Genomic DNA, 25,284 nt, shown 5'->3' with positions numbered 1-25,284 from the left:
TCAGTAAAACGGTTTGCAAAAGAGCATTCCAAATGTCGCTGCGCGATCTTTTTTTACAAGTGATGAAAGCGTACTTGCAAGAAAAACGGGAAAAGTTTTCCAAAGAGCAGCCAGTGTTCCAATTAGTGATGAAAGCGATTCCGTAAGCAATCGAAAAGTTGCCTTTTATCACGAAAGATTGCTACGTGATTAAAGGATCGGTTGGCCAAGGGGTATGGACGGATGTCCCTTGGGTCGCCATTATGAATAAAGAAGTCACTACTTCCACGCAACGCGGATATTATATTGTTTATCTATTTAGCGACGATATGAGCAAATTGTATCTGACGTTCGCCCAAGGCGTTACCGAAACGCCAAAAGAAGAAATGATACGCATTAATCAAGAAATCCGGCAAACGATTCCGATGAGCGGCAATGTGAAAAAAGATGATGAAATCGATCTTGGGGAAAGCAAAAAGGCAAAAGAGTATAAAGCCTCTGTCGCCGCCTATATCGCCTATTCGATCGACGATATGCCTTCGGACGAGCAATTGCGGCATGATTTGCGGCGAATGATCGAATACTACGAAAAATATGTGGAGACTAAAATGGGCATGAAACCAGTATCTGAATCGCATTCGTATGAAACGATTGTTAATCATGTTCATTCTTACATATCTAGTAAAGGTTTTTATTATACGAAAGAAGAAGTGATGAATCTCTTTTTGTCTTTAAAAACGAAACCGTTTGTCATTTTATCGGGGATTTCCGGAACCGGGAAAACAAAAATCGTTCAATGGCTTGCCGAGAGCGTTGGCGCGACGGAAGAAAACGGACGGTTTACGTTAATTCCTGTCCGCCCTGATTGGAACGACGGATCGGATTTGCTTGGATATGTAGATATTAAAGGAGAATTTAAGGCGGGGCCGCTGACGAAAGTGGTGTTAGAAGCGGAACAAAATCAAGAAGAGCCGTATTTCGTCTTGCTTGATGAAATGAACCTGGCGAGGGTGGAGCATTATTTCAGCGACGTCCTTAGCGTGATGGAAAGCCGGCGTTGGGAAAACGGGAAAATCGTTTCTTCTAAACTGCTTCCGAAAGAAATAGCAGGGCGGGATATTTATCTTCCTGCCAATGTGTATATTATTGGTACGGTCAATATGGATGAAACGACGCATCCTTTCAGCAAAAAAGTATTGGATCGCGCCAATACGATTGAATTCAACCGTGTTCAGCTTGACCATCTTGATTTTTTAAAAGAGTTAAAGCAAGTGGAACCGATGAAGCTGAGTCAAGAAGCATTTGCCGCTAAATATTTGCATTTAAAAGACGTGTATCAACGGTATCCACATGTTGTTGAAAGAGCAACGAGCGAGCTGGTGAAAGTCAATACCTATTTACAGCCTTTAGGAGCGCACATCGGTTATCGCGTCCGCGATGAAATTTGCTTTTATCTCGCTTGCAACGAAGAAGGAAAGCTGATGGAATTTGAAAACGCGTTTGATCATTGCCTCTTGCAAAAAATTTTACCGCGCGTCTCTGGAAGTGATGCGAGAGTGCAACGCGCCCTGGAGCAACTATTTACGTTCTGCACTGGCATTGAATTAAATGGGGAATACGATGCCTTGCTTGATTTTACATACGCTAAATATCCGAAAAGCGCGGATAAAATTTTACACATGTTAAGGAGGTTAGCGGACGATGGCTTTACCTCCTTCTGGATTGGCTCGTGAGGATGTAGAGCTGGTCCATATTGAAACGAAACATTTAACACTCGTAATCAAAGGAAAGCCATATCACGAGCAATACAAAGGACTCCAGCAATACCGCAAACTCGACTTTCACGAATCGATGGAGTTTTTTGTCAAAGGAGAAGACATTTTCGAAGTAAAAATATTTGATATTGATCAACAAAGACTTGTAGAATGGTCTGCGGGCCACCGGCCAATCTTTTTTGAAAATGGCATTTATCAAATCATCGTTTCTCCGAAAAACGATGTTGAATTAACGTTTTATCATGAATATCCATCGTTAAGAAGAGCGGTCGACCGAGTCAACATCGGCAGTCAATACGTACTAATGGGAAACCTCTATTTTCAAAATGAAGTGGGATTATCGACATTTGAAATCCGAAATGGGGATAAAGTCCTGTTAGAAGTGACGATCGAAATCTTTCCGACAAAATTAAATTATAAAGAAGACTATCAAAAGCTTCTCCAAGAAGTAAGCGATGAAATTTATAATCTCGCCTTTCATTTTATTAAGAAAACGTATCAGCGGGCGAAAGCAAAACTAGACGGCACTCCTTCCCGAAGCGAATTTTTCCGGCTGATGGAGGCGCATTTTTACGACTTCCTCCAAGCCATTCGGCAAATCGAGCGGCAGCCGCACCATCAGCTTGTGACGACCCATGTAAAAGCGAGGGGAGATCAGCTTGGCCGCTTGGACCAAAAAGGAAGAAACTATTTACGGAAAAGACCGCAATTATTTTGTGAAGTCCATAACGAAATAAGGATTCAACACCGTTCACTGATGCCGGTATCCGGCTTAAAAGCGAAAAAAGAATTGACGTATGATACGCTAGAAAACCGGTTTGTAAAATGGATGATGACACGTTTAATCGATAAATTGCACGATTTATGGGAAAAAGTGCAATCGAAAAACAAACGATACGAAGTAGAAGCGGATCCGGACTTGCTAGCGAAAATCATGGATATGAAACGCGTGCTCGAAGCGAAAACAAACAATGCGTTTTGGCGGACGATCGGGAAACTCGACCGTTCGATCATGAGCCTTGTCTTGCAAATGGCGCCGGGATATCGTGATGCGTATCAAATATTTTTAATCGTAACGCGGGGGCTTGCGCTGCAGGGGAAGCTGTATCACATGTCCGTCAAAGACGTCGCGACATTGTACGAGTATTGGACGTTTCTAAAGCTGGGACAACTGTTAGGCAAAAAATATAAATTGATCAGCCAGGACATTATTCAAGTGAATCGAACGGGATTATTCGTTAACTTGGAAAAAAACCGCTCCGCCAAGCGGGTATACGAACATCCGTACACGGGCGAAAAAATTATTTTGACGTATCAAAAATACGAAGGAAGGCTGCCAACCATTCCGCAAATTCCGGATACGATGCTGTCGATTGAAAAGAAAGGGAAAGATTATACGTTTAATTACATTTTCGACGCGAAATATCGGATTGATTTCGCGGTGGAAGGAAGCAGCTATCAAAAACGCTATCACATTCCTGGCCCGATGGAAGATGACATCAATACGATGCATCGTTACCGCGATTCGCTTGTTGTCCGCCACAACGGCCCTTATGAAAGAACCGCCTTTGGCGCTTATGTGTTATTTCCTTGGTACGATGAGGATAGCTATCAAGAGCACAAGCTGTACAAAAGCATTAATGAAGTCAATATCGGCGGGCTGCCGTTTTTGCCAAACGCGACCCGGTTAGTCGAACAATTGATCGAGCGGCTGATCGAAAAAAGCCCGGAGGAACTGCAAAAAGAAGGAATTTTGCCGCAAGGAATTATGGAGGAATGGCGGTCTTCTTTCGATGAAAAAGTGCTTGTTGGGATGGTCCCAAGCGCGCAAAACTATCACGCCTATCTGAAGCACCGGTTTTATCATATTCCGGTCAAACGGCTGAAAAAAGGATGGCAGGAAGCGAAATACATCGCTCTTTATCCAAAACAAGGAGCGGCACCGGTCAATGGAGTTACTTGCTTTGGAAAGATCACTGATGTAAAGTTTGTAAAACGATACGAAATCAACGAAATGCCAAAAAACAGTTCAGAGGAGTACGTGAGATTCGAGATCGAAAGCTGGCATTTTTTAAAGGACATTATCCGACCGGTCGGCTATGGAATATCGGTCTATACGATGTCGACTTTAAACACATTAAAAGAAGCGAAAGAACTTCCTGAATTGTTCATGAAATCAAAAGAAGAAATCACTTTATGGAGAATGCTGCGGAGACTGTCCGACCGCATTCGCTTTGACCTAGATGACCGATACTTAGATAAAGCGTCTAAAATTACAGCGTATCGAATCAAAGATATTGTCATAAAACTCGAAGGAGAGCAGCTAGCCATCACACGAGGAACCGAACGCAAAACACTTCCGGTAGAGGCTTTGCTTAAACAGCCATCGATGGTGTTTAAGGAGATGGTGAGATTGATGGATAGCGATAACATATGAACCTCTCCCACCTTCATTCCATGAAGAGGTGGGAGTTTCTTACCATCTCCACCAAAGAAGCTTCTGCGCGGAAGAAGGTGGTCTCCTTCCACTCGATGAATTCATCGGAAGCCTCCCTGATGGGTCCAGTAAGCAACATCGGCATCACACCGATGGGGCGGTCCAACCCTTCTACTACTTCTTGCTTACGCAATCCGTAGATACGTCAGCTTCGTTTGTACGTTCCAGTGTTTGAAGGCGCCATGCAGCGCCTTGCTTAAGATATTTCTTGCACCGTGAACGTCACGATGCTCCTCATACCCACACCGGCACACAAACAGGCGGGAAGATGCTTTTTTTCTCTTTTGGCAGACAGGACATATCTGACTCGTATACGACTCCTCGATTTCATGCAAGCGAATGCCATGTGGAGCCAGCTTATAAGTGAGATACCGTTTCACTTTCCCGAATGACCAATTCGAGAGCTTTTGCGCTTGTTTGCGGCTTGCCCGCTTTTTCTTTCTCGTGTTGCGCTGCACTCCTTCGACGTTTCCGATATACACATCGGAGGCAGATTGCTTCAAACACCAGTCGACAAACTGTTTGGTCGTTTTATGGAGCGCATCCCGCAGCTGTCTTTCGGATTTCGACAACACGTATTGTTTCGCCCGCTCATACTTTTTCCATCGGCGGGATCCTTTTTGACATTTCGATTGACGTCGCTGGATCTCTGTCAGTTTTTTATTCCGCAATCGGTGAAGGGAGCGGATTTTTCTTCCCGTGATGAGGAGGGCTTGCCCATTTTCGCAAAAAGCACCTATGGTGTGTACTTCTCCAAGATCGACTCCGACGGAGGAACCCGGTTTGTACGCTGTTGCCTTTTGCCCATCTTCATACGTCACGGCCAAATAAAGACCATGATCAAAGCAGCATTCAATTTCTTTGATCGTTCCTTTTGGCAGATGCGACGCATACACGACAATTGGCTTTTCCCGTTTTCCGTGATGAATGCCCATCGACAGTTCGATTTTTCCGTTTTCGTAAACCTTGAAACCGTCTTTCACCCATTTCGTTGGGAAGTATTTCTTTTTCTTGTAGGGGTAGCGGGCAACATGTCCTTGTTGGATCGCGTGTTGAGCAGATTGTCTTGCGAAGAGGTATTTGTGGCAAACTGCTTGAATCGATTGGCTGTGAAGATGGAACTTTCTTTTCGTTTGCTTTTGCAACTCGCTTTTGGTGATCCAGCACCCATGCTGGAGGAAGTGTTCTTTGGCTAAGCGGAGGCATTCATTCCAAACACGGGCGGATTCCCTATTACAAGCGTACAAGCGATCCAAATCCGCTTTCGATGCCCGGAAGAACACTTTTTGGCCACGAAGCATGAGCATTCCCTTCTTTCTTTGTTTGATAGTTTGATTATAGCACATATGTTCGTTTTTGGGAATCAAAAAACTCCCGATTCATCTCCCTCCTTCACTCCGTTTAGAGGAAGGGAGACTTCTCGGGAAAAATGTTAAAGAAAAATAGCACTAACGGAGGTAATGATTATGAAACATTTACAACAAAAAATCATTGAATTTCGCGATGCGCGCAATTGGAAACAGTTCCATACTCCAAAAGACTTAGCGATTTCATTATCTCTAGAAGCAGGAGAGTTGCTGGAAAATTTCCAATGGAAAAGCAGCGAAGAAGCTGTAAAAACAAACTTGGAAAATATAAAAGACGAAATTGCCGATGTAGTCATTTATGCACTCCTGCTTTCACATGAATTAGGAATTGACCTAGAAAAAGCTGTTATCGATAAAATAAAGAAAAATGAACAAAAGTATCCAATTGAGAAATCGTTTGGGTCAAAAAAGAAATATACTGAATTATAAAATTGAAATAAGTATTGGTGATTTGTTAGATGCATGTTCGCGGTTCCGATTGGAAATCATGATCATGTCCACCCCTTGGAGAGTTGTTTTTTGGTCACACTGTATATGACTTCCAAGGTGGGTGGTTATGCATTCGTTATGTGTTTTACAGCACGTCCTAGGAGGAAACAAAGGTATAAAAATAGATCATGATAGAGAAAAATAGTTAAACCATTCAAAAATAATAAAAAGCCTTTGGTTAATCAACTAAAAGGGGCATCGTAAAATTCGTTTTGCCTAGAAAAGTTGACTCCTGTTCACTGAACGGGAGTCGGCTTGTTTTTTAATTATTGGACGAGTTAGGAAGATTTGATTATATTACGACAAAATTCGACAACATTTTTTCTTCTTGTTTTAGTAAAATAGCATTATGTCATTAACGATTGAAGGAGCATGGATCGCATGGGATCTAAAGGAATGATTGACAATAAGCAGAGTGGTTTAGTGGGAGATGTCTTAAAAGAATATATAACCAAAGGAAGTAAACTGTCGATTGCCGCGGCACATTTGACATTATACGCTTTTGTGGAGCTGAAAAAAGAGCTGTCACAACTCGATGAATTTCGTTTCATTTTTACAGAGCCTGCTTTTGTGCGCGGAGACCGTTCGTTAAAAGGACTAATGGAGAAAAACGAATCGGCACTGTATGGAGTGGAAGAAGAGCGAAAATATAAAGTAGAGTTAAATCAAGCATACATAGCCAAAGAATTAGCGAAATGGCTGAAACGAAAAGCACAAATTAAATCAGTCACCAATCAGCGCATTCAAGGCGGTTTGTATCATGTCAAAAACAACGATGGAACGCAAATCGGCTTAATCGGCGGTGCGCCGTTTTCCAGCCCAGGTCTAGGCTACAGCAACTCTTCCAATATTTATATTAACCATATTGTCGACGATGAGCATTCAAATACCCAACTGCTTCGTCAGTTTGACGCCATTTGGCAAGATGAACAAGCACTGCAAGATGTGAAAGACGAAATATTGCGGCGCTTAGAAGTGATGTATAAAGAAAATTCGCCAGAGTTCATTTACTTCGTGACGCTCTACAATCTATTTAAAGGCTTCTTGCAAGATGCGAAAAACTACGAATCGCTACAAACAAGAACGGGATTTGAAAATACGGTCATTTGGAACAAACTTTACGATTTTCAGCGCGATGGGGTAATTGGCGCCATCAATAAAATCGAAACGTATGGAGGATGCATTATCGCCGACAGCGTCGGGCTCGGAAAAACGTTTGAGGCGTTAGCGGTCATTAAATATTACGAACTGCGCAATCATCGCGTTCTCGTGCTGGCACCAAAAAAATTGAGGGAAAACTGGGCTATTTACCGTTTAAACGATAAGCGCAACATTTTGGCGGAAGACCGCTTTTCCTATGACTTGCTCAACCATACCGATTTATCGCGTGAGCGCGGATATAGCGGCGATATTAATTTGGAGCATGTGAACTGGGGAAATTATGACCTAGTCGTCATCGATGAATCACACAACTTTCGCAATAATGATCCGCGCAACGATCGGGTGACGAGATATTCCCGCTTGATGAACGACATTATTAAAGCGGGAGTGAAAACGAAAGTGTTAATGCTTTCTGCCACCCCTGTCAATAACAAGCTCGATGACTTAAAAAACCAGATAGCTTTCATTACGGAAGGAAATGACAAAGCGCTAGCGGAAACGGCGAACATCAAAAGCATCAGCCAAACGATCCGCCGCGCGCAGTCGCAGTTCAAAAAATGGAGCAATCTTCCTGAAGAAGAGCGGACTACTGAGCGGTTGTTAGATATGCTAAACTGGGATTATTTCACCTTGCTTGACTCATTAACAATCGCCCGTTCGCGCCGCCATATTGAAAAATATTACAATGTGAACGCGATCGGCTCGTTTCCGACCCGCCTGAAGCCAATCAATATTAAAGAAACAATTGACGCTAAAGACGAATTTCCGCCGCTGGAGAAGATTAATAATGAAATATTGCGGTTGCGGTTGGCGGTATATTCGCCGATGCAATATATTTTGCCTCATAAAAGGGCTATTTATAACGAAAAGTACGATACGAAAGTAGCAAACGGAAGAATTTTTAAACAAACCGACCGGGAAAATAACCTTGTCTATTTAATGAAATCCAACTTGTTGAAACGATTAGAAAGCAGCATTCATTCCTTTTCTTTAACATTGGAAAACATTATTCATCAGATCGATTCGCACATTCAAAAAATAGATCAATATGATCCGAAAAACGAAACGATCGGAGATATTAATGATATAGATATGGAAGATCCTGACTTAGAAGACGCGTTAATCGGCTCGAAAGTGAAAATTTTCATCAAAGATATGGATCTAATCCGATGGAAGCAAGATTTATTATATGACCGCGAGATTTTAGCGAAGTTGCTTGCGCAAGCGAGAAGGATAACGCCAGATCGCGATAAAAAATTATTGGCATTGAAAAAAGTCATTCAAAACAAAATCGAGAATCCGATTAACGGCCAAAACAAGAAATTGCTCATTTTTACTGCGTTTGCGGATACGGCGAAATATTTATATGAAAACTTGCACAAGTGGATTTATCGCCATTTTGGTTTGCACTCTGCCGTAGTAACTGGCTCGGATCATCCAAAAACTACATTAAAAATGAAAAAAGTCGACTTCAATAATGTCTTAATGAACTTTTCACCTATTTCGAAAGAGCGGGCAAAAGTAATGCCCGAGATGAAAGAGGAAATTGACATACTGATCGCTACCGACTGTATTTCCGAAGGGCAAAACTTGCAAGACTGTGATTATCTCGTTAACTATGATATCCATTGGAATCCGGTCCGTATTATTCAACGTTTTGGTCGTATCGATCGGATTGGCAGCAAAAATGAACGAATTCAACTCGTTAACTTCTGGCCATCGATAGAACTTGATGAATATATTAATCTCGTCAACAGGGTAAAAGACCGAATGACGATTCTCGATATTTCTTCCACCGGGGAAGAAAATGTTATTGCCGACAACAGCAATGAAATGAAAGATTTGGAATACCGCCGCAAACAACTCGAAAAACTGCAAAACGAAGTCATTGATTTAGAGGACATTTCCGGAAATATTTCTTTAACCGATTTTACGTTAGACGACTTCCGCATGGATTTATTAAATTTTATGAAGGAACATAAAGAAGCGGTGGAAAAAGCGCCGCTAGGGCTTTTTAGCATTACCGTGAACAAAAATGAAAAACTAAAAGACGAAATTAAGCCTGGGGTTATTTTCTGTCTAAAACAAATCGATCACGTCACATCATCGAACGAACAAAACGCGCTCCATCCATATTACTTAGTGTATGTGCGGGAAGACGGCACGGTGTTGTATAACCATGTCCACGTAAAGAAAATTTTGGATTTATACCGTTCGCTATGCAACGGAAAAAAAGAAGTGGAGTGGGATTTATACGAAACGTTTTACCAAGAGACGAAAAACGGAAAAGACATGGGGCAATATAAGGCGCTGCTGGAGAAAGCGGTAGAAGATATCGTTGGCAAAATCGATCAGCAAATAACGCTGAACATATTTAGCCTCGGAAACTTGGACAGCTTAGTGACGAACGCGAATACGAGTTTGCAAGACTTTGAAATTATCTCTTATCTTATCATTAAAGGGTGAGAGCGGTGGCTGGATTCACATTTTATGCTAGAATAGGGCTGGACGATAAAGTCCGCCCTTTACATAAGAAGTTGGATAAAAAAATGTTTTACGATTTCGCTGATTTAACGAAAAAGGAAAAAGACTATATTACGAAATACGTCGATCGGATCGAGCTAACGTATTTATTAACTCCAAGTGTGATTAATATCCAGCCATTTATTAATGAAGATTATCATTATGAAGGAGTTATGTTTATCACGATTCGATTAAGAAACGAAACAAAAGACGCTTGCCTTCCTGTCATTGGAGAGATTATTCAAGGATCGTTGCCAAACCCTGTCGTCATCGTATTTGAAAAAGAAGGAAACGTTCAGGTTGGTACGTGTTTAAAGCGATTAAACAAAATCGATAAAACGCAAGTTGTTTTGGAGGAATTTGCGTATACTCCGTGGTTTTCATCCGACAGTGACGATGAAACGGTTCGGCAATTTATTGATGCGGTTCACATAACAGCGTTATCTTTTTCTCACTTCTTCCGGTTTTATCAAGACATTCATATCGCGGTACAGGCGTTTCAGCATGCGAAAGCGATCGGTGCTTTTTACATCGCTACCGATATAGAATCGCGTCAACTGATTGCGCAAATTGAACAAGCGGAAGCGGAAATTGCGAAATGGAAAAACAAAATTAAAAAAGAAACGCAGTTTAACCGAAAAGTAGAGTACAACATGAAAATTCAGCAATTAACGACGCAAATCGAGCAGTGGAAACAACAATTGCGATGAAAGGGGAAGCACGATGGAAAAACTAGATGGAAAATCAATGGATATTGTAAAAGCGAACATCGAGGCGTTAAAGCAACTATTTCCGGAAGTGGTTACCGAAGGAAAAATTGATTTTGAAAAACTAAAACTGATTCTTGGCGAAGAGATCGAAACGCGCAATGAAAAATATGAATTCACATGGCACGGCAAAACACAGGCGATGAAACTCGCGCAAACGCCATCCACCGGCACGTTGCGGCCAGACAAAGCATCAAGCAAAAATTGGGATACGACCGAAAACCTTTATATTGAAGGCGACAACCTCGAAGTATTGAAGCTGTTGCAAAAATCGTATTTCGGAAAGATTAAAATGATCTATATCGACCCGCCGTATAATACAGGGAAGGATTTTGTGTATAAAGATGATTTTCACGATAACATTAAAAATTATAAAGAAATAACTCAACAAACGGCAAAGGCTAATACGGAGACGAATGGTAGATTCCATACAGATTGGCTGAATATGATGTATCCACGTTTAAAATTAGCCAGAAACCTTTTAGCTGAAGAAGGGGTAATCTGCGTTTCGATTGATGATAATGAATTTAAAAATTTAAAATCTATATTAGATGAAATTTTCGGTGAGATAAATCATTTTGCAACGTTTATATGGGAGAAAACTTTTGCGCCAAGGAATGACGCTAAAACGGTTTCTTATAGACACGAATATATTCTTGTGTTTGCTAAGAATATTGAAAAAGTTCAACGAAATTTGTTACCAATGACTCCTGAACAGTTAGAGCGCTATAAAAATCCAGACAATGATCCTCGTGGTCCATGGACTTCAGGTGATTTGTCTGTTGGACGCTACACACCAAAAGATATATATGAGATTGAAACTCCTTCAGGCAAAAAGGTATTACCTCCAGCTGGATATAGTTGGAGATTTTCAAAAGAGAAAATGCAAGAGTTAATAGCTGATAATCGTATTTGGTTTGGTGAGGATGGTAATAATACTCCTCGTTTAAAAAGATTTTTAAAAGAAACTCAACAAGGAAGAGTTCCTGAAACAATTTTATTTCATAAAGATGTGGGACATACGCAATCGGCAACGCAAGAAGTTAAGAGTTTATTTAACGACAAATTTTTTGATTATCCTAAACCTATCAAACTGATTAATCATCTTCTCTTGTTATTTACTGGTAAAGAAAAAGATATTATACTCGATTTCTTTTCAGGCTCAGCTACAACAGCTCACGCAGTAATGCAATTAAATGCGGAAGACGGCGGCAATCGTAAGTTTATTATGGTGCAGCTTCCTGAGAAGACAGATGAAAAGTCAGAAGCGTATAAAGCGGGATATAAAAATATTTGCGAAATCGGTAAAGAACGCATCCGCCGCGCGGGCGAGAAAATCGTTCAGGAAACGGGAAAAACGGATTTAGATATTGGCTTTAAAGTGTTTAAGCTCGATTCTTCGAATGTGAAGACATGGGAGCCTGATTTTGATAACTTGGAGCAAACCCTTTTCGATTTGCAGGATAACATTAAAGAAGACCGCACGAAAGAAGATTTGTTGTATGAGATTTTACTGAAAATCGGCCTGCCGCTCACCACACCGATTGAAGAAATTGATTATAACGGCAAAACGATTTATAACGTTGCCTATGGTTCCGTGTTAGTATGTTTAGAAGATGACATCGATTTGGATATCGTTCAGGAGATGTTGAAATATCAATCCGAGCATATGCCGCCGAAAGTCATTTTCAAAGAGTCTGGCTTTATTAGCGACGCCGTGAAAACGAACGCGATTCAAACATTGAAAAAGCACGGAATCACGGATGTTAGGAGTGTGTAACCGATGAAGCTGAAGTTTATCGCGGACTTGGATTATCAAAAGCGGGCGATTGATTCCGTTGTGCAAATTTTTAAAGGGCAAGAAATGAGCCAGTCCAACTTCACCGTTTCGTATGGACCAAACGCGGGGATGATTCAAACGGATTTAGGCGTAGGGAATCGTTTAGACCTTACGCCGGAAGAAATTTTAAAAAACGTGCAGGACATTCAAATGAAAAACGGCCTGCCGCGCAGCGAGCGGCTTGATGGCATGCATTTTACCGTTGAAATGGAGACAGGTACGGGGAAGACATATGTCTATTTACGGACGATTTACGAATTGCATAAACATTACGGATTTACGAAATTTGTCATTGTCGTTCCGTCCGTGGCGATTCGCGAAGGGGTGTACAAGTCGCTGCAAATTACGAGAGACCATTTCAATGAACTGTATGACCATACGCCAGTAGAATACTTTATTTACGATTCGCAAAAACTCGATCAAGTCCGTAACTTTGCGACAGCGACAACAATCCAAATCATGATCATTAATATTGACGCGTTCCGAAAAAGCTTTGAAGACCCTGATAAAGAAGATAAAGCGAACGTTATCCACCGTCCGAACGACCGTTTGAATGGCTATCGCCCGATCGAATTTATTCAACAGACGAACCCGATTGTTATTATTGACGAGCCGCAAAGCGTCGATACGACGCCGAAATCAAAAGAAGCGATCGCTTCGCTCAATCCGCTTTGCACGCTACGCTACTCGGCGACGCATGTGGAAAAATATAATATGGTGTATCGCCTCGATGCAGTCGACGCGTATAATCAAAAACTCGTCAAAAAAATCGAAGTGATGTCTGTTCGTTCTGAACCGTCTTTTAATGTGCCGTACATAAAACTAATCGAGGTAAAGGAAAGAAAAGCGAAGATCGAACTGGACGTCGAATCGCGCGGAAAGGTGAAGCGGACGACGAAAACGGTGAAATACGGAGACGATTTGTACGATATTTCCGGGGAACGAGAATTGTATCGTGGCTATATCGTCGAGCAGATTGATTGGACGGAAGGAAACGAAGCGATTGAAGTAAATGGCTATCGTCTGCGGGTCGGTGATGCGATCGGCGATATTGACGATGATGCGATAAAGCGGTATCAAATCCGCAAAACGATCGAAGAGCATTTGAACAAAGAGCTGCAGCTTCGCCCGCGCGGAATTAAAGTGTTAAGCCTTTTCTTTATCGACAAAGTCGCCCATTACCGTGATTATGATAAAGATGGCAATCCGATTAAAGGAAAATATGCGGTGATGTTTGAGGAAGAATATAAGGATTTGATCCAAAAACCGAAATACCGCCCGCTCTGGGATGACCCAGGCATTGATAAGGATGTGGAAAAAGCGCACAACGGGTATTTCGCGCAAGACAAAAAAGGACGGTTGAAAGATACGAAAGGAAATACGGAAGCGGACACCGATGTGTACAACCTTATTATGAAAGACAAAGAACGGCTGCTTAGCCTCAATGAGCCGCTTCGCTTCATTTTCTCCCATTCGGCGCTTCGCGAAGGATGGGACAACCCGAACGTCTTTCAAATTTGCACGTTGAAAGACTCCGCGGGAACGTACGTATCGAGACGCCAAGAAATCGGACGCGGATTGCGTCTGGCTGTCAACCAAAACGGGGAGCGTGTGCAGGACTATCATATCAACACGCTAACGGTCATGGCGAACGAATCGTACGAAGAGTTTGTTGCGACGCTGCAAAAAGAAATAGAAGAAGAAACAGGAGTCAAATTCGGCAAAATCGAAAAACATATATTTGCTAAACTCGTCTATGTCGATGAGAAGACGGAAGAGCCGGTGCAAATGGGCTATGACTTATCGGTAAAATTATATGAAGAATTAAAACAAAACGGTTATATTGACAAGCATAGCATGGTTACCTCTGAATTAAAGAAAGCGATAGAAAACTATGATTTGCGCTTAAGCGCGGAGTTTCAGCCATGGCTTCCGGCGATCGTCAAAGAAATAAAACGCCATTTGCAAGCATTGCCGATCAAAGACGCAACCAAAAAGCAAAAAGTGAAATTAAATATGTCTGTATTCAATCAGGAAGAATTCAGACAGTTATGGGATAAAATCAAATATAAAACGGTCTATTCCGTCGATTTCGACAGCGAACAATTGATTCAAAAGTGCATTGAAAGCATTCAAACGATGCCGCGCATTGAGAAAATTCGCATTTTAAGCCGCAAGGGAAAAGTTGAAATCGACCGCGTGACAGGAGTACAGGCGCAAACGGTAAGCGAAAGCGTCGAAGATTACGTCAGCTTGCACCATACGCTTCCAGACGTCATTACCGAGCTGCAAAACCGCACGAATTTAACACGCAAGACGATTGTCCGCATCTTAACCGGCTGCAAGCGGCTTGAGGATTTCAAAAACAATCCGCAAAAATTTATCGAAGAAGTGACAAAGATCATCCAGCGTGAAATGAAGCAACTGTTAAAAGACGGGGTGAAATATTATAAAATCGGCGACGATGCGTATTATGCGGTGGAACTATTCCAAAACGAAGAACTGCTTGCCTACTTGAATGACAACGCAATTCCGAGTGAAAAATCGTTGTTTGACCATGTCGTCTATGATTCAGATGTGGAAGAGCGTTTTGCCAAACGCTTTGAAAACGACGAAAAAGTAAAAGTATATGTCAAACTGCCAAGCTGGTTTAAAATTGACACGCCAATTGGCTCCTACAACCCTGACTGGGCGCTTGTCATTGAGAAAGATGGGGAAGAAAAGCTGTACTTCGTCCTTGAGACGAAAGGACAGGAATGGGAAGGAGAATTGCGCCCGGGTGAATCGGCAAAAATCGAGTTTGCCCGCAAGCACTTTGAAGCAATCGGCACGGATATTGAATTTGTCGGTCCGGAAAATGACGTCGATGCGTTTATGCTGCGGGCGCTCAGTTTATAATATAATAAGCTTATATTAAGACAGAAGCCACTCAGGTTTCTGTCTTTTTTTGTTTTGCGACACAATTTGACAAAATTTTTAGTTAAGTATAGTTAGGATAAACAGTAGGAAGCTTTTTGGTGTAGTAGAAAAGTATCAATTTTAAGGCGAAAGGAGTAAGAGGATTTTGCCGAAATATAACATATATAAGATCATTCGTTCTAAGTTAGACGAGTTGATTTTCAAGTTTGAAAGTGTAGGTTTAAAAAAGGTGAGTTCCAGAAAGATTGATAACTACTGTTTTGACTTTTACTTTTCTAAGGAACCACCTGAAATATCAATTTGGTGGGTAAAGGTATATAACGACTTTATACCTAAGGAAGAAACTCCAAAAAATTTGGCCTATTTTTCTTCCTTACTAATATATAATAATGATGTTTGTTATGCCGTTAGTATGGGAAAATCACATTTTTATTTAAAAAATTATTGTGATTTAGATTTTGGTTTAAATCTAGCCGAACGGATTATAGATGAAACAAAGTTAACAATTAAAAACGCTAAATATTTTAGTATTAATAAGAGCAAAACAATCACAACATATAGAGGTCCTAGCCGGATTGATTATGATAGCGGTGAATCGTTTCACTATATTAAAGCTAAGACAATAGACGAAAAAAAATGGGGGAGAACTGTAAGCTTTGGGCATTCAGTTTGTTTTAATCTAAATATAAAACCAGATCAGCTTGCGCAGCTAATTTCCTTAATTGAAGAGACTTTAAAGAAGCCAAAGATACTGACATTGCCGAGAATTGAAATGATTAAAGACAAAGAGTCTATAAAAGCGCTAGATCGCAAATTAGCTTTGGCTATTGAAAAAAAAAGAACCAAATATTCAAATAGATGAGGTAACAATGAGCGGTGTGGATTTTATATTTAGTGATAAAAGCAGCTATACGATTTACTTAAAGGGAAAACAAGAATGCAAATTAGAAACAGAAGAACTAACAATGCCAGTTTTACATGCATTTTTAAAGAAGTACAACATTAATTTATACGAAGAACTGGAAAACATTAAAATAAAAGCAATAAATGAAAATCAAAAACCTTATACAGAAAGCCTAAAACATTATATTGACTTTGTTGATGCAGAAAAACATTGCTTAATGGATGGGAAATGGTACAAGTTTAATCAGGACTATGTAGCTTATTTAGAAAAGGAAGTAAATGGAATTTTGAATGAGTATGATCCAAAGGATGATTTGATAATAGATGAGTATAATGAATACCTCGCAAGAACGGGACAAGATAGTAAAAAAATGTATAAAGAAAAATATTTCAATATGATGCAAGAACAAAAAGGATATCGACTTTTAGATAGGGAGATTGAAAAGTTTAAAAATAAATATAGTGTTGAAAAGATGGATTTGTATAAGGACGGTACTTTATTTTTTGTAAAAATCGGAACTCCACAAAAGCTAAGCTATGTAATTAATCAATCACTTGCTGCACTTGAAATACTAAAAAACGAAAAAGAATTTATGAAAGTTGACGGTGAAATAATCAATCCAAAAAGATTTTGCTTATGGCTGGTTTTGGATAGAACACGTAGGCTTAGTTTGTTGCCTAATGGTCAATGCAAAATTTCTGAAATTGAATCATTAATTTTCCATATGAAACTTGTTGAATGGAAAAAAGAGGTTATAAGAGCTGGTTTGGAGCCTTATATTAAGATAAATTATGTAGTCAAATAAAGAAATTCTATGACACATAAAACAGTAGTGGAAATTTCTTTTTGATTGATATTAATTAAGAGGCAATAAGTGTATTCTGTGATTCTTACTATAATTTGGGGGGAGTAGATTGAAAATTATATCTATCTTTAACAATAAGGGTGGCGTCGGGAAAACCAATTTAACATATCATTTGGGTTACGCGCTTGCAGAGATGGGAAAAAATGTTCTGTTAATGGACCTGGATCCACAATGTAATTTAACTATATATGGTATGGAAATTGAAAAACTACATGATATCTGGAAAAAAGAAGATATTTTTATTGAAGATTTTGATTATGCAAAACAAACGATTTCAAGAGAAGAGTTTATAGCTTTAAATAATGAACCAAGAACGATACATTATCTCTTAAAGCCAACGGAGGAAGGGACAGGTGAACTGGAAATTTTGCCTCCACCTGTAAAGCTAGCAAGTAATTTATCTTTAATTCCAGGTAGGCTAACATTGCATATGTATGAAGATAAAATTGCAAGTCGATGGAGCGATGCATACAAAGGAGATCCACTTGCATTAAGAACAGTAACAAAAATAAGATTATTGGCTATACAATATGCCAAAAGAGAAAATTTTGATCTTATCATTGTGGATACCTCTCCGAGTCTAGGAGCATTAAATAAAACAATAATTTCAACAGCTGATGGTTTTCTTATTCCTTGTATGCCAGATATGTTTTCTTTATATGGAATAAGAAATATTGGTAATGCACTGACACAATGGAAAAAAAGTTTTGATATTATACGTAGTTTAATTTCTGAAAATAAACGGGAGATGTTTCCAGAAAAGTTTGTTAGGTTTCTAGGTTTTACTATTTATAATGCTAAAAAGTATTCTGGTAAAAATGCAGTTGGAAGATGGGATTTAGCTCAAGCTCATTATAACTATGTAAAGCAAATCCCAGATACCATAAAGGAATATATAAAGCCAGATATTAGAGAACATTTAACAGAGGATATGCTTAACAATCCTATAGGATTAACAGAAGTTATGTATTCTCATAACACTCTTCCGAGTATGGCGCAAAAATATAAAGCTCCAATATGGAAAATCCCTTCAATGGAATCTCTTTCTAAAGAGGATGCTAGAACAATAAAAGGAAACCGGGCAAATTATGAAGCTACTAAAGAAGCTTATATATCTTTTGCTAAAGACCTTTTAATGAGAATAGAAATGTAAATTGAGAATAAAAATTATGCAATAATTGTCACAAAAGTATGGAAATTATATGGTGATAATTATGATCATTGATAAAGTTATAAGAAAACAGATTGCAATTACATTAAAACAAATACAAAAGTACATGAAAGATATTACTGATAAAGAAATAAAACTAACCCTAAGAGATTTAGATGATATTGGAAAATTGGTTATTGAGAGGCATAATAATAGTAAAAAGAAAATAAATCAGTATATGAAAAGTGAAATTAGTTTGTCATTTTTAGGAATAGTTTGTATTGCACATTTCAGCTTGGCAATAAACCAAAAGGAGGACAGTAGTAGGCCTTTACCTAGTTCTTGGATAAAGTCAGAGCAGCAGCCAGATCCAAATTATATAATTTCTAATCTATTGGTTCACGTAACAAATCATTCTTTAGCAATATTAAAATTGGTATGTAATGGGCTAGATCCTTCAGCTAGGGTACTTCTTAGAGTTTTGAATGAATTATCTTGGTTAACGATTATTTTGTCAGCTGATAGGGATAAAATTGTTTTATACCACAAAGCATTTCAAGATGGAGAAGAAGAAAATGTGTGGTATAAACATTTTAGATTGAAGAATCTTAACAAAAATTTAAGTGACATTGAAAAAAAATTAGGCTTAGATGTTGACCAAGAATTATTAAAAATTTTAAAAGAGAATCGAGAAAAAGCATACAAATTTTATTCGAAATATTTACATAACTGTTATTCCAATATTATGATCCAAAGTTATGCCCAGTCTTTTGAAAATGAAGAGCATCTTGATTTTGCTTTATTTGGAAAAGAAACAGTTTGGTCTCTTGATACTTTGAACAACTTAAACTGGATATTATTTTATTTAATCGGTATTTTAATTCCATTATTTAAAACTATGCACAACTTTATTCCACCTGTTGATAATGAGCTTTGGAGATATACTGTCTATTTAAGGCATCTTTTCACAGAAATTTATTTATATGTTATTCAACTCCATGAAAGAAATGGATTATTTTTAGATCAAGTGTCTGTGCATAGTAGCAAGAAAAGTTGAGAGGACTACTTCCGTTAGTCAGAAGAAATCAAAGTTGAAACGAAAAGAACGAACCAAAATTAAATTCACTTGCAATATATTGAGTTAGAATGGTGCTTTTCGTTACCTGCCAATAAAGCGACTCCCACAGCATGAATGGATATAAAAGAGAAGGGTTTGAATGTGAAAATTATCAAAAAGAGGGAAAAGGGCACCAAGTTGAGATTATCTATCTCACAAAACAACTTCTTATAATCTAGAAAAAATAGATATAATGTTACACATTTTTTATTTCCGGATTCCAAGTGTGGTGGCTCTTTTTGTGATCGCTAATTCACTCTCAGTTGCTTCGTAATAGCATGGATTCATAACCCTATTGGATATATCTATTTAAGACAAAACTATCCATCTTTTCTATTCTTCTCGATATTTTATCGTTGTTACATCATGTAGGGAGGTTAATGGATATTTGGAGGGCTAGCAAGGCTCTTTTTTATGGTAGCGATTCTGTAATTCTACACCGATCTAAAACAATCTAAGAGTACTTTAAACAAAGAAGTGCAGATGCGTCCGTGCGACATTAAAGTATTGAGTCTCTTCTTTACCGACAAAGTACACGTTATCAGATTTTGATAAAGATGGTAACTCGATTAAAGAAAAGTATGAACATATGTGATTATGTTTGGTACAAGAGTACAAGGAATACAAGGTTCAGAAATCGAGAATTTTTTCTCCCTGAAAAGAAGGAAAAAATTGAATTTGCTTGCCGATATTTTGCACCAACTAGCACAGATATTTAATTGATCGGTCCAGAAAACGATGTGAACGCATTTATGCTTTGAGCAATCAGCTGCTAATTCTTTCATTACGACAGAAGCCGTTTTGGCTTCTTTTTTATTTCATTTGACAACATTCGACAGCATTTTTTGGCAAATGTTGATACAATCAAATTAACTAAGTCTTTCTATCTATGACAAAGGAAGGGTAATGTTATGACAACGATTTGCAAAGCTGACTACTATTACGGAGCGTTGCTTTCCGCGCTGGTTAATGGAGGGCTAGCGCCTGCACTGTTTGAAAAAGAAAACGACAATCGGCAAATATACGAAGTCACGACGAATAAAGCGAGTTATATCATTTATACGAAGTACAATACCACTCCATCAGGCTCCAAAGATTTTACCTGGTCTTTTTCATTTAGCGACAATGAGATCGAGGAAATTGCCAAGATTCATCAAGGAAATAAAGAAAAAACATTAATCTTTGCCTTTATTTGTAGCCAGAAGCAATTAAGCGACTACAATCAAGTCATTGCCATCGTCTACTGGGACGAATTTCTCGAATGCGTGGATATCGAAAAAGAACAAGTTCGCGGAACGGCGCGGCTGTCCGTGAAAGCAGTCAAAGGCTCTCCATGGCTGCGCATTTACGGCAGCAAACGTGCTGATATGTTGGATGGGAAAGATAACACGATTAAGATTGAAAGAAATCGGTTAGTGGATTTGTAACAGAATATGATGCGGAGGAAAGTCACGTGGGAGTAAAAATCAATATACCCGTCCAAATCGTAACGTTTCGTCCCGAGGAATTAGATAAGTGAGAAGCGGGGAAAGGGCAGATTGCCAGGATTCGTATTGCAGAAAACTGCCTGGTACGAAGGGATTTGGCGAGTTTGTAGTAGGCCGTTATTTCGAATCATTGGGATACCGATGGATTCATCATGATTACAATGTATTTGGTGGCAACCGGCTCGGTAAATATCCTGCCGCTGAAGAAGTGTTGCGGAAATATTTTGGGGATGAGCGATATGAACAGGGAAGGCAGTTTTTTTCGCCTTACATCCACGTTCAGGAACCCGATTTGTTAATTTATCGCCCCGATTTTTCCGAAGTGCGGTTCGCGGAAGTGAAGCGAATGGATACGAACGATCGTTTAAACGAAGCACAAATAAGAGGATTGGCGTTGTTAAAATTACTATATGATTGTGAGGCAGAAATTTTCTACGTCGCGGAAGAAGGAAAGGATGTACCAGACCGCTCGTTTGTATGGGAGTTTTAAAAAATGTTTTCTGTATACAACTTGATACATTACAACAATGATAGGTACGTTAGCAATATTGTCTATTGATAAGGAACGAGTTGCAAAAAAAGAGATCCATAAAAAGAAAAAGAGAGCCGTTGATAGATGCTAGCTTTCATCTCGGGGCAAGCAAATAGGTCTATATATTGATGCTAGATCTCCAGTAAACAATCTCAGTGCATAAATTTCGTTTAAATAATGTTTTATCGCCCATCATCTCGTGATACATGATGATGGGCGATTTGTTTGGTCGGTGATTACCAAACTTGAAGATTATTTGCGCATGGAAAACGTTGTCATGTGTTAACCACAATGTTGTTAACTTAGCTCGTAGTGATGTAAGGATAATTTGCTATTGTTTGTATTGACTAAGTTTCGCTCTTTGAGATCTTGTATAATGCGATTTAATTTGTCTTCATGAATGCCGTTTGTATCATCGGTTGTAATTAGTCGATCGATCAAACCTAGGTATTCATAATCTTTTCTTCTTTGCAGCCATTTGTTGTAATAGCTTCGGTCGTTCAACATGCCAAGGTGCTCCCAGTAATACTTGCTTCCGTCTGAGAGAGTAATCGTAAAATCTGGTTTTATATTATACGAACGATGTGGAAGTGATAATGGCTCTTCGTATTGAAATGATAAACCGCTTTTTTCTAGAGCTTTGTAAATGATATATTCGACTTTTGACTTGACGAAAACCCCTTTTTTTGGCTGAAGCATCGCTTTCTTATCTTCAGGATTTTTAAAAATAGATGTATTGCGACAGTCAATAGCAGAACGGTTTTTTGCCATTTCTAAAAGACTAATTCCCTCATTCCCTTGCACAAACAGGAACAGCTTTTTTCTTGCTCTTGTCAAACCAGTGTAAACAAGTTCTTTGGACAAAAGGCTGTATTTGCGAGGTAAGATAAAAAAGACATAATCGAAATCGCTGCCTTGCGATTTATGAACCGATATTGCATAAGCTAATTCAAAATTTTCTTCCTCATCAATGTAAGGAAGGTATCGGTCTAACTCTCGAAAGAAAAATTTTTTCTCTTTTCCATTGTTATGAAATGTCACTAAGCCTATGGAGCCGTTTGACAATAACAACTCACGCCGCTTATACCAGTTATTCAAACGAATGATTTTGTCGCCGTTCACAAACACGGATGCAGGCCAATGAGGAGGATTCGGCTTTCTCCAAGACGCTTGAATGTTTTTATTTAAAGCAATGGTTCCGTAATGTCCGGTTCGATAAGGACTAATAATTTGTAAGCGATCAAGTACGATAGATTTTGGATCATGTCCTTTGACATAGCCACTTTCATATAATCCTAGTTCGAGATTCATCGCTTTTATGTTATCTTGATCATGTGTATGGAGGATATTTCCAAGGACGTTGTTTAATGTTGTATGTAAATCGTCTTTTGTTCTCCAATGATATACTTCCAATGTTTCAGATTGATACCCGTCGCGATGGATTTCGTGCAAAATTTCTTCATGAAATTTGCCTGAGGCCGTAAAAATTTCGGCGAGCTCAAGCGTTTTATTCGTTTGGTCTGATTCTTGTCTGTTGGCCATTCGGCAATTGCTTTCTAATCGGATATAATGTTGATGTTTAAATTGCGGCGATTCCGTTACAAAATCAATAAAATCCCGAAACGGCTTTCCAAATCCAATAGGCGGCAGTTGGTAAGGATCTCCGATTAAAATGATTCTTTTTACTTTGTCAATCCGGATAATGGAAAACAAAAGAGCCATTTTAAACAAGTCTATCATCGAGCACTCATCAATCAAAAGATTTTCTACATAAACTTTTTGTTCCAAAGGAATTTCAAACATTTTATGATAATCTTCGTTTATGATGATATCCCCAAAGCCATGTTGAAAAATAAAGCGGTCAATCGTTTGAGGACGGACTTTCAGAGACGGATACAGTTCTTTTATTTTTTCATCCAAGCGAAGTGCTGCTTTTCCAGTTGGAGCTAGCACACAGACTTGTTGTTGTAATTGTGTTGTAAGTGTATGGATAATTTTGGTTGTTTCCTGAGTTTTTCCTGAACCAGCTTTTCCAGTTAACAAATAAATGGATTTTTTAAAAACATGTTCATATAACGTTTTTCTCTCTTGCTCAAAAAGAGCTGCATCAATATTTTTTAGTTTTTGAATACTTTGTTGAATATAGTCATCAAAATGAAGTATCATTGGATGATCAGGCCGATGTGATAAATTGAGAAAAACGTCTTTTAATAACATTTCTGCTTTTTTTGCTTCCTGTAAATAGTAATAGTATGTCGAGCCAACGCGTTCTATATGTAATCGTTCAATAAAGTGGTCACGATATTCTGTATCAAGCTCAAGAATAGCATTTTCATCGATCTTTATATCATTTTTATAAAATAGAGGGTTTTGTTTAATAGCTTTTAGAATGTTTGTAACGCTGTCATAGCAGTCTCCTTTCGATTCGCCGATATTACGTAAATGCTGTATAATCACTGCCCGCAAACGTTCAGGGCAGTCAAAGCTTCCGTTTTGCACTTTGCGGTCGCGCTTGACGAATTTTTTGTCAGGGATGCAGGCAATGTCAATTTTGAAAATATCAATAGGTTCGTCTTGCAAATCGGGTTCGTCTAAATAATCTTCGATATTTTCAGCGACATATGTTTCGTATAATAAGTAAGGGTTGTCGGCCAATCCTTGATAGTTGGAAACGTTATCTAATATTTTACGAATTTGAAAGTCGGTTAACTGCAAGATAGATAATGTTTTAATTAAATCGATATTTCTTTGAAACAAACGTTGTTCGCACACTTCAAACAGTTCATCTTCATATTCTTCTAATTCGTTTGGAATTTGTTTCGTTTTTAAATGCTCTAATAAAGGATAAAGTCCTTTATTTTCTTCAGTCCATTTCGAAATGGCAAGTGCGGTGTCTTTTTCCAGCCCAAAATACTCTAAAATTTTTGGCAATGATGGGTATAAACCGCGTTTTTTCCATGTCATGTTAATTAATGTATTGATTTTTTCAAGTTGCTCTTCCACTTTTGTTTGGTCGGCAATAAAGCCGTGCTCTTGAATCGTTAATAATGATTTTCTCAATTTGTATAACAAGTATAAGCACTTATCATCATCTATATCCATCGCAACATATTTAAAAGATGGTATAAGGGAAGGTTCGCTAATCGTTACTTTCATTTCGTGAAGTTTTTCTTCATCATCTGGGTTTTGTTCAACATATTGCAAATATTCTTTATAAGGAAGTAACACGCCGTATTCCTCAAACAGATGGGTAAATTGCAGTGCCCAATTGATGCGTGGGAAAAATTTCATTTTATGGCTTTTTGACCGCCATCGTTGCAGTTCCTCGTCTGAAAAAGGAAAATAAGTAGGTACCGGCGTTTCCGCAATAACAGAGCAGCCTAGTAATAAATATTGCATGTCATCTCCGGAAACGGGATTATCATAGTTGGCATAAAAGAAAATAATGGATTGTTTAGGTGTGAATTTTTGAATGAAATGTTGTATTCTTTTTTCTAAATCAGGCGGATAATTTCCATACATATTTTGTTTTTCTTTGCTATGAACAAATGATAGTTTAAATGGCCAGGTAAATACAGAATATGGTTTCACTTTTTCTTGAATAGTATGTTTGATCCTTTTAAAAGCGTGAGAGTGTGTAATTGTAAATTCATTTTTACCGAAAGCATTAATAGACCAATAACAAGGAACGGTATATGCTTCTGGAAGATTTTGAACCAGTTCATTGTGGTAGTCTTGTTCCAATGCTGTGTTACGTTGAGTAGCAATACGGTCTGATAAAAGGGAATGAGTACCGACACAATACGTATTCCCTTCCGGATTTAAGCAAACTTTTCCATTCCAATTATTATCATGCCATGCCATTCGTACTGTTAAATGCACGTATGTCCCCCCTATGGCGAAATATATCAT

14 protein-coding genes and 1 pseudogene are annotated in these 25,284 nt (G+C 38.8%); 13 read left to right on the top strand and 2 right to left on the bottom strand.

What is annotated here, in order from left to right:
* Positions 1-32: 32 nt before the first annotated feature.
* Positions 33-1,712 (top strand): annotated as a pseudogene (locus QSJ37_RS04735) (MrcB family domain-containing protein).
* Positions 1,681-4,191 (top strand): restriction endonuclease-like protein, encoded by a 2,511-nt coding sequence (locus QSJ37_RS04730; RefSeq protein ID WP_285754150.1) that lies wholly within the window; start codon positions 1,681-1,683, stop codon positions 4,189-4,191. The pseudogene QSJ37_RS04735 and the gene QSJ37_RS04730 overlap by 32 nt, the downstream one beginning before the upstream one ends.
* Before the next feature lie 185 nt (positions 4,192-4,376).
* On the opposite strand, the gene QSJ37_RS04725 is transcribed toward QSJ37_RS04730, so the two are convergent.
* Positions 4,377-5,552: an RNA-guided endonuclease InsQ/TnpB family protein gene (locus tag QSJ37_RS04725; protein ID WP_285754149.1), complete on the bottom strand. Its 1,176-nt coding sequence runs from the start codon at positions 5,550-5,552 to the stop codon at positions 4,377-4,379.
* A 165-nt stretch (positions 5,553-5,717) separates the two neighbouring features.
* Here QSJ37_RS04725 and QSJ37_RS04720 point away from each other — a divergent pair, with 165 nt between their 5' ends.
* The 11 genes from QSJ37_RS04720 to QSJ37_RS04670 all read left to right on the top strand — a co-directional run bounded on the left by QSJ37_RS04720 (position 5,718) and on the right by QSJ37_RS04670 (position 21,330).
* Positions 5,718-6,047 (top strand): nucleotide pyrophosphohydrolase, encoded by a 330-nt coding sequence (locus tag QSJ37_RS04720; RefSeq protein WP_285754148.1) that lies wholly within the window; start codon positions 5,718-5,720, stop codon positions 6,045-6,047.
* Between the two features lie 441 nt (positions 6,048-6,488).
* The gene (locus QSJ37_RS04715; protein WP_285754147.1) at positions 6,489-9,734 is read left to right on the top strand and encodes a helicase-related protein; all 3,246 of its coding nucleotides are present in this window, start codon (positions 6,489-6,491) and stop codon (positions 9,732-9,734) included.
* A 5-nt stretch (positions 9,735-9,739) separates the two neighbouring features.
* Positions 9,740-10,501 carry a DUF4391 domain-containing protein gene (locus QSJ37_RS04710; protein WP_285754146.1) on the top strand — a complete coding sequence of 254 codons (762 nt, stop codon included), beginning with the start codon at positions 9,740-9,742 and terminating at the stop codon, positions 10,499-10,501.
* Positions 10,502-10,514: 13 nt separating this feature from the next.
* The gene (locus QSJ37_RS04705) at positions 10,515-12,338 is read left to right on the top strand and encodes a site-specific DNA-methyltransferase (RefSeq protein ID WP_285754145.1); all 1,824 of its coding nucleotides are present in this window, start codon (positions 10,515-10,517) and stop codon (positions 12,336-12,338) included.
* A 3-nt stretch (positions 12,339-12,341) separates the two neighbouring features.
* A complete protein-coding gene (locus QSJ37_RS04700) occupies positions 12,342-15,296 on the top strand; it encodes a type III restriction-modification system endonuclease (RefSeq protein ID WP_285754144.1) in 2,955 nt (984 codons plus the stop codon).
* Between the two features lie 166 nt (positions 15,297-15,462).
* Positions 15,463-16,179 (top strand): DUF6119 family protein, encoded by a 717-nt coding sequence (locus QSJ37_RS04695; RefSeq protein ID WP_285754143.1) that lies wholly within the window; start codon positions 15,463-15,465, stop codon positions 16,177-16,179.
* Positions 16,180-16,186: 7 nt separating this feature from the next.
* Entirely contained in the window at positions 16,187-17,026 is an 840-nt protein-coding gene (locus QSJ37_RS04690) for a DUF6119 family protein (protein WP_285754142.1), read from the top strand.
* A gap of 109 nt (positions 17,027-17,135) precedes the next feature.
* A complete protein-coding gene (locus QSJ37_RS04685; RefSeq protein ID WP_285754141.1) occupies positions 17,136-18,239 on the top strand; it encodes a ParA family protein in 1,104 nt (367 codons plus the stop codon).
* 61 nt (positions 18,240-18,300) lie between these two features.
* Positions 18,301-19,293, top strand: a complete 993-nt coding sequence (locus QSJ37_RS04680) for a hypothetical protein (RefSeq protein ID WP_285754139.1) — start codon at positions 18,301-18,303, stop codon at positions 19,291-19,293.
* 971 nt (positions 19,294-20,264) lie between these two features.
* Positions 20,265-20,780 (top strand): hypothetical protein, encoded by a 516-nt coding sequence (locus tag QSJ37_RS04675; protein ID WP_285754137.1) that lies wholly within the window; start codon positions 20,265-20,267, stop codon positions 20,778-20,780.
* Positions 20,781-20,868: 88 nt separating this feature from the next.
* On the top strand, positions 20,869-21,330 hold the full coding sequence (locus QSJ37_RS04670; RefSeq protein WP_285754136.1) for a hypothetical protein: 462 nt from the start codon (positions 20,869-20,871) through the stop codon (positions 21,328-21,330).
* 339 nt (positions 21,331-21,669) lie between these two features.
* Here QSJ37_RS04670 and QSJ37_RS04665 read toward each other — a convergent pair whose 3' ends face one another.
* Positions 21,670-25,254: an ATP-dependent DNA helicase gene (locus tag QSJ37_RS04665; RefSeq protein ID WP_285754134.1), complete on the bottom strand. Its 3,585-nt coding sequence runs from the start codon at positions 25,252-25,254 to the stop codon at positions 21,670-21,672.
* Between the last annotated feature and the right edge of the window lie 30 nt (positions 25,255-25,284).

Origin of the sequence: Parageobacillus sp. G301 (genome assembly GCF_030268025.1) — a bacterium.
In the GTDB taxonomy this organism is placed as follows: Bacteria; Bacillota; Bacilli; order Bacillales; family Anoxybacillaceae; genus Parageobacillus_B; species Parageobacillus_B toebii.
Note: the sequence above shows the minus strand (reverse complement) of the source record. Positions and strands in the feature narration are given on the sequence as shown.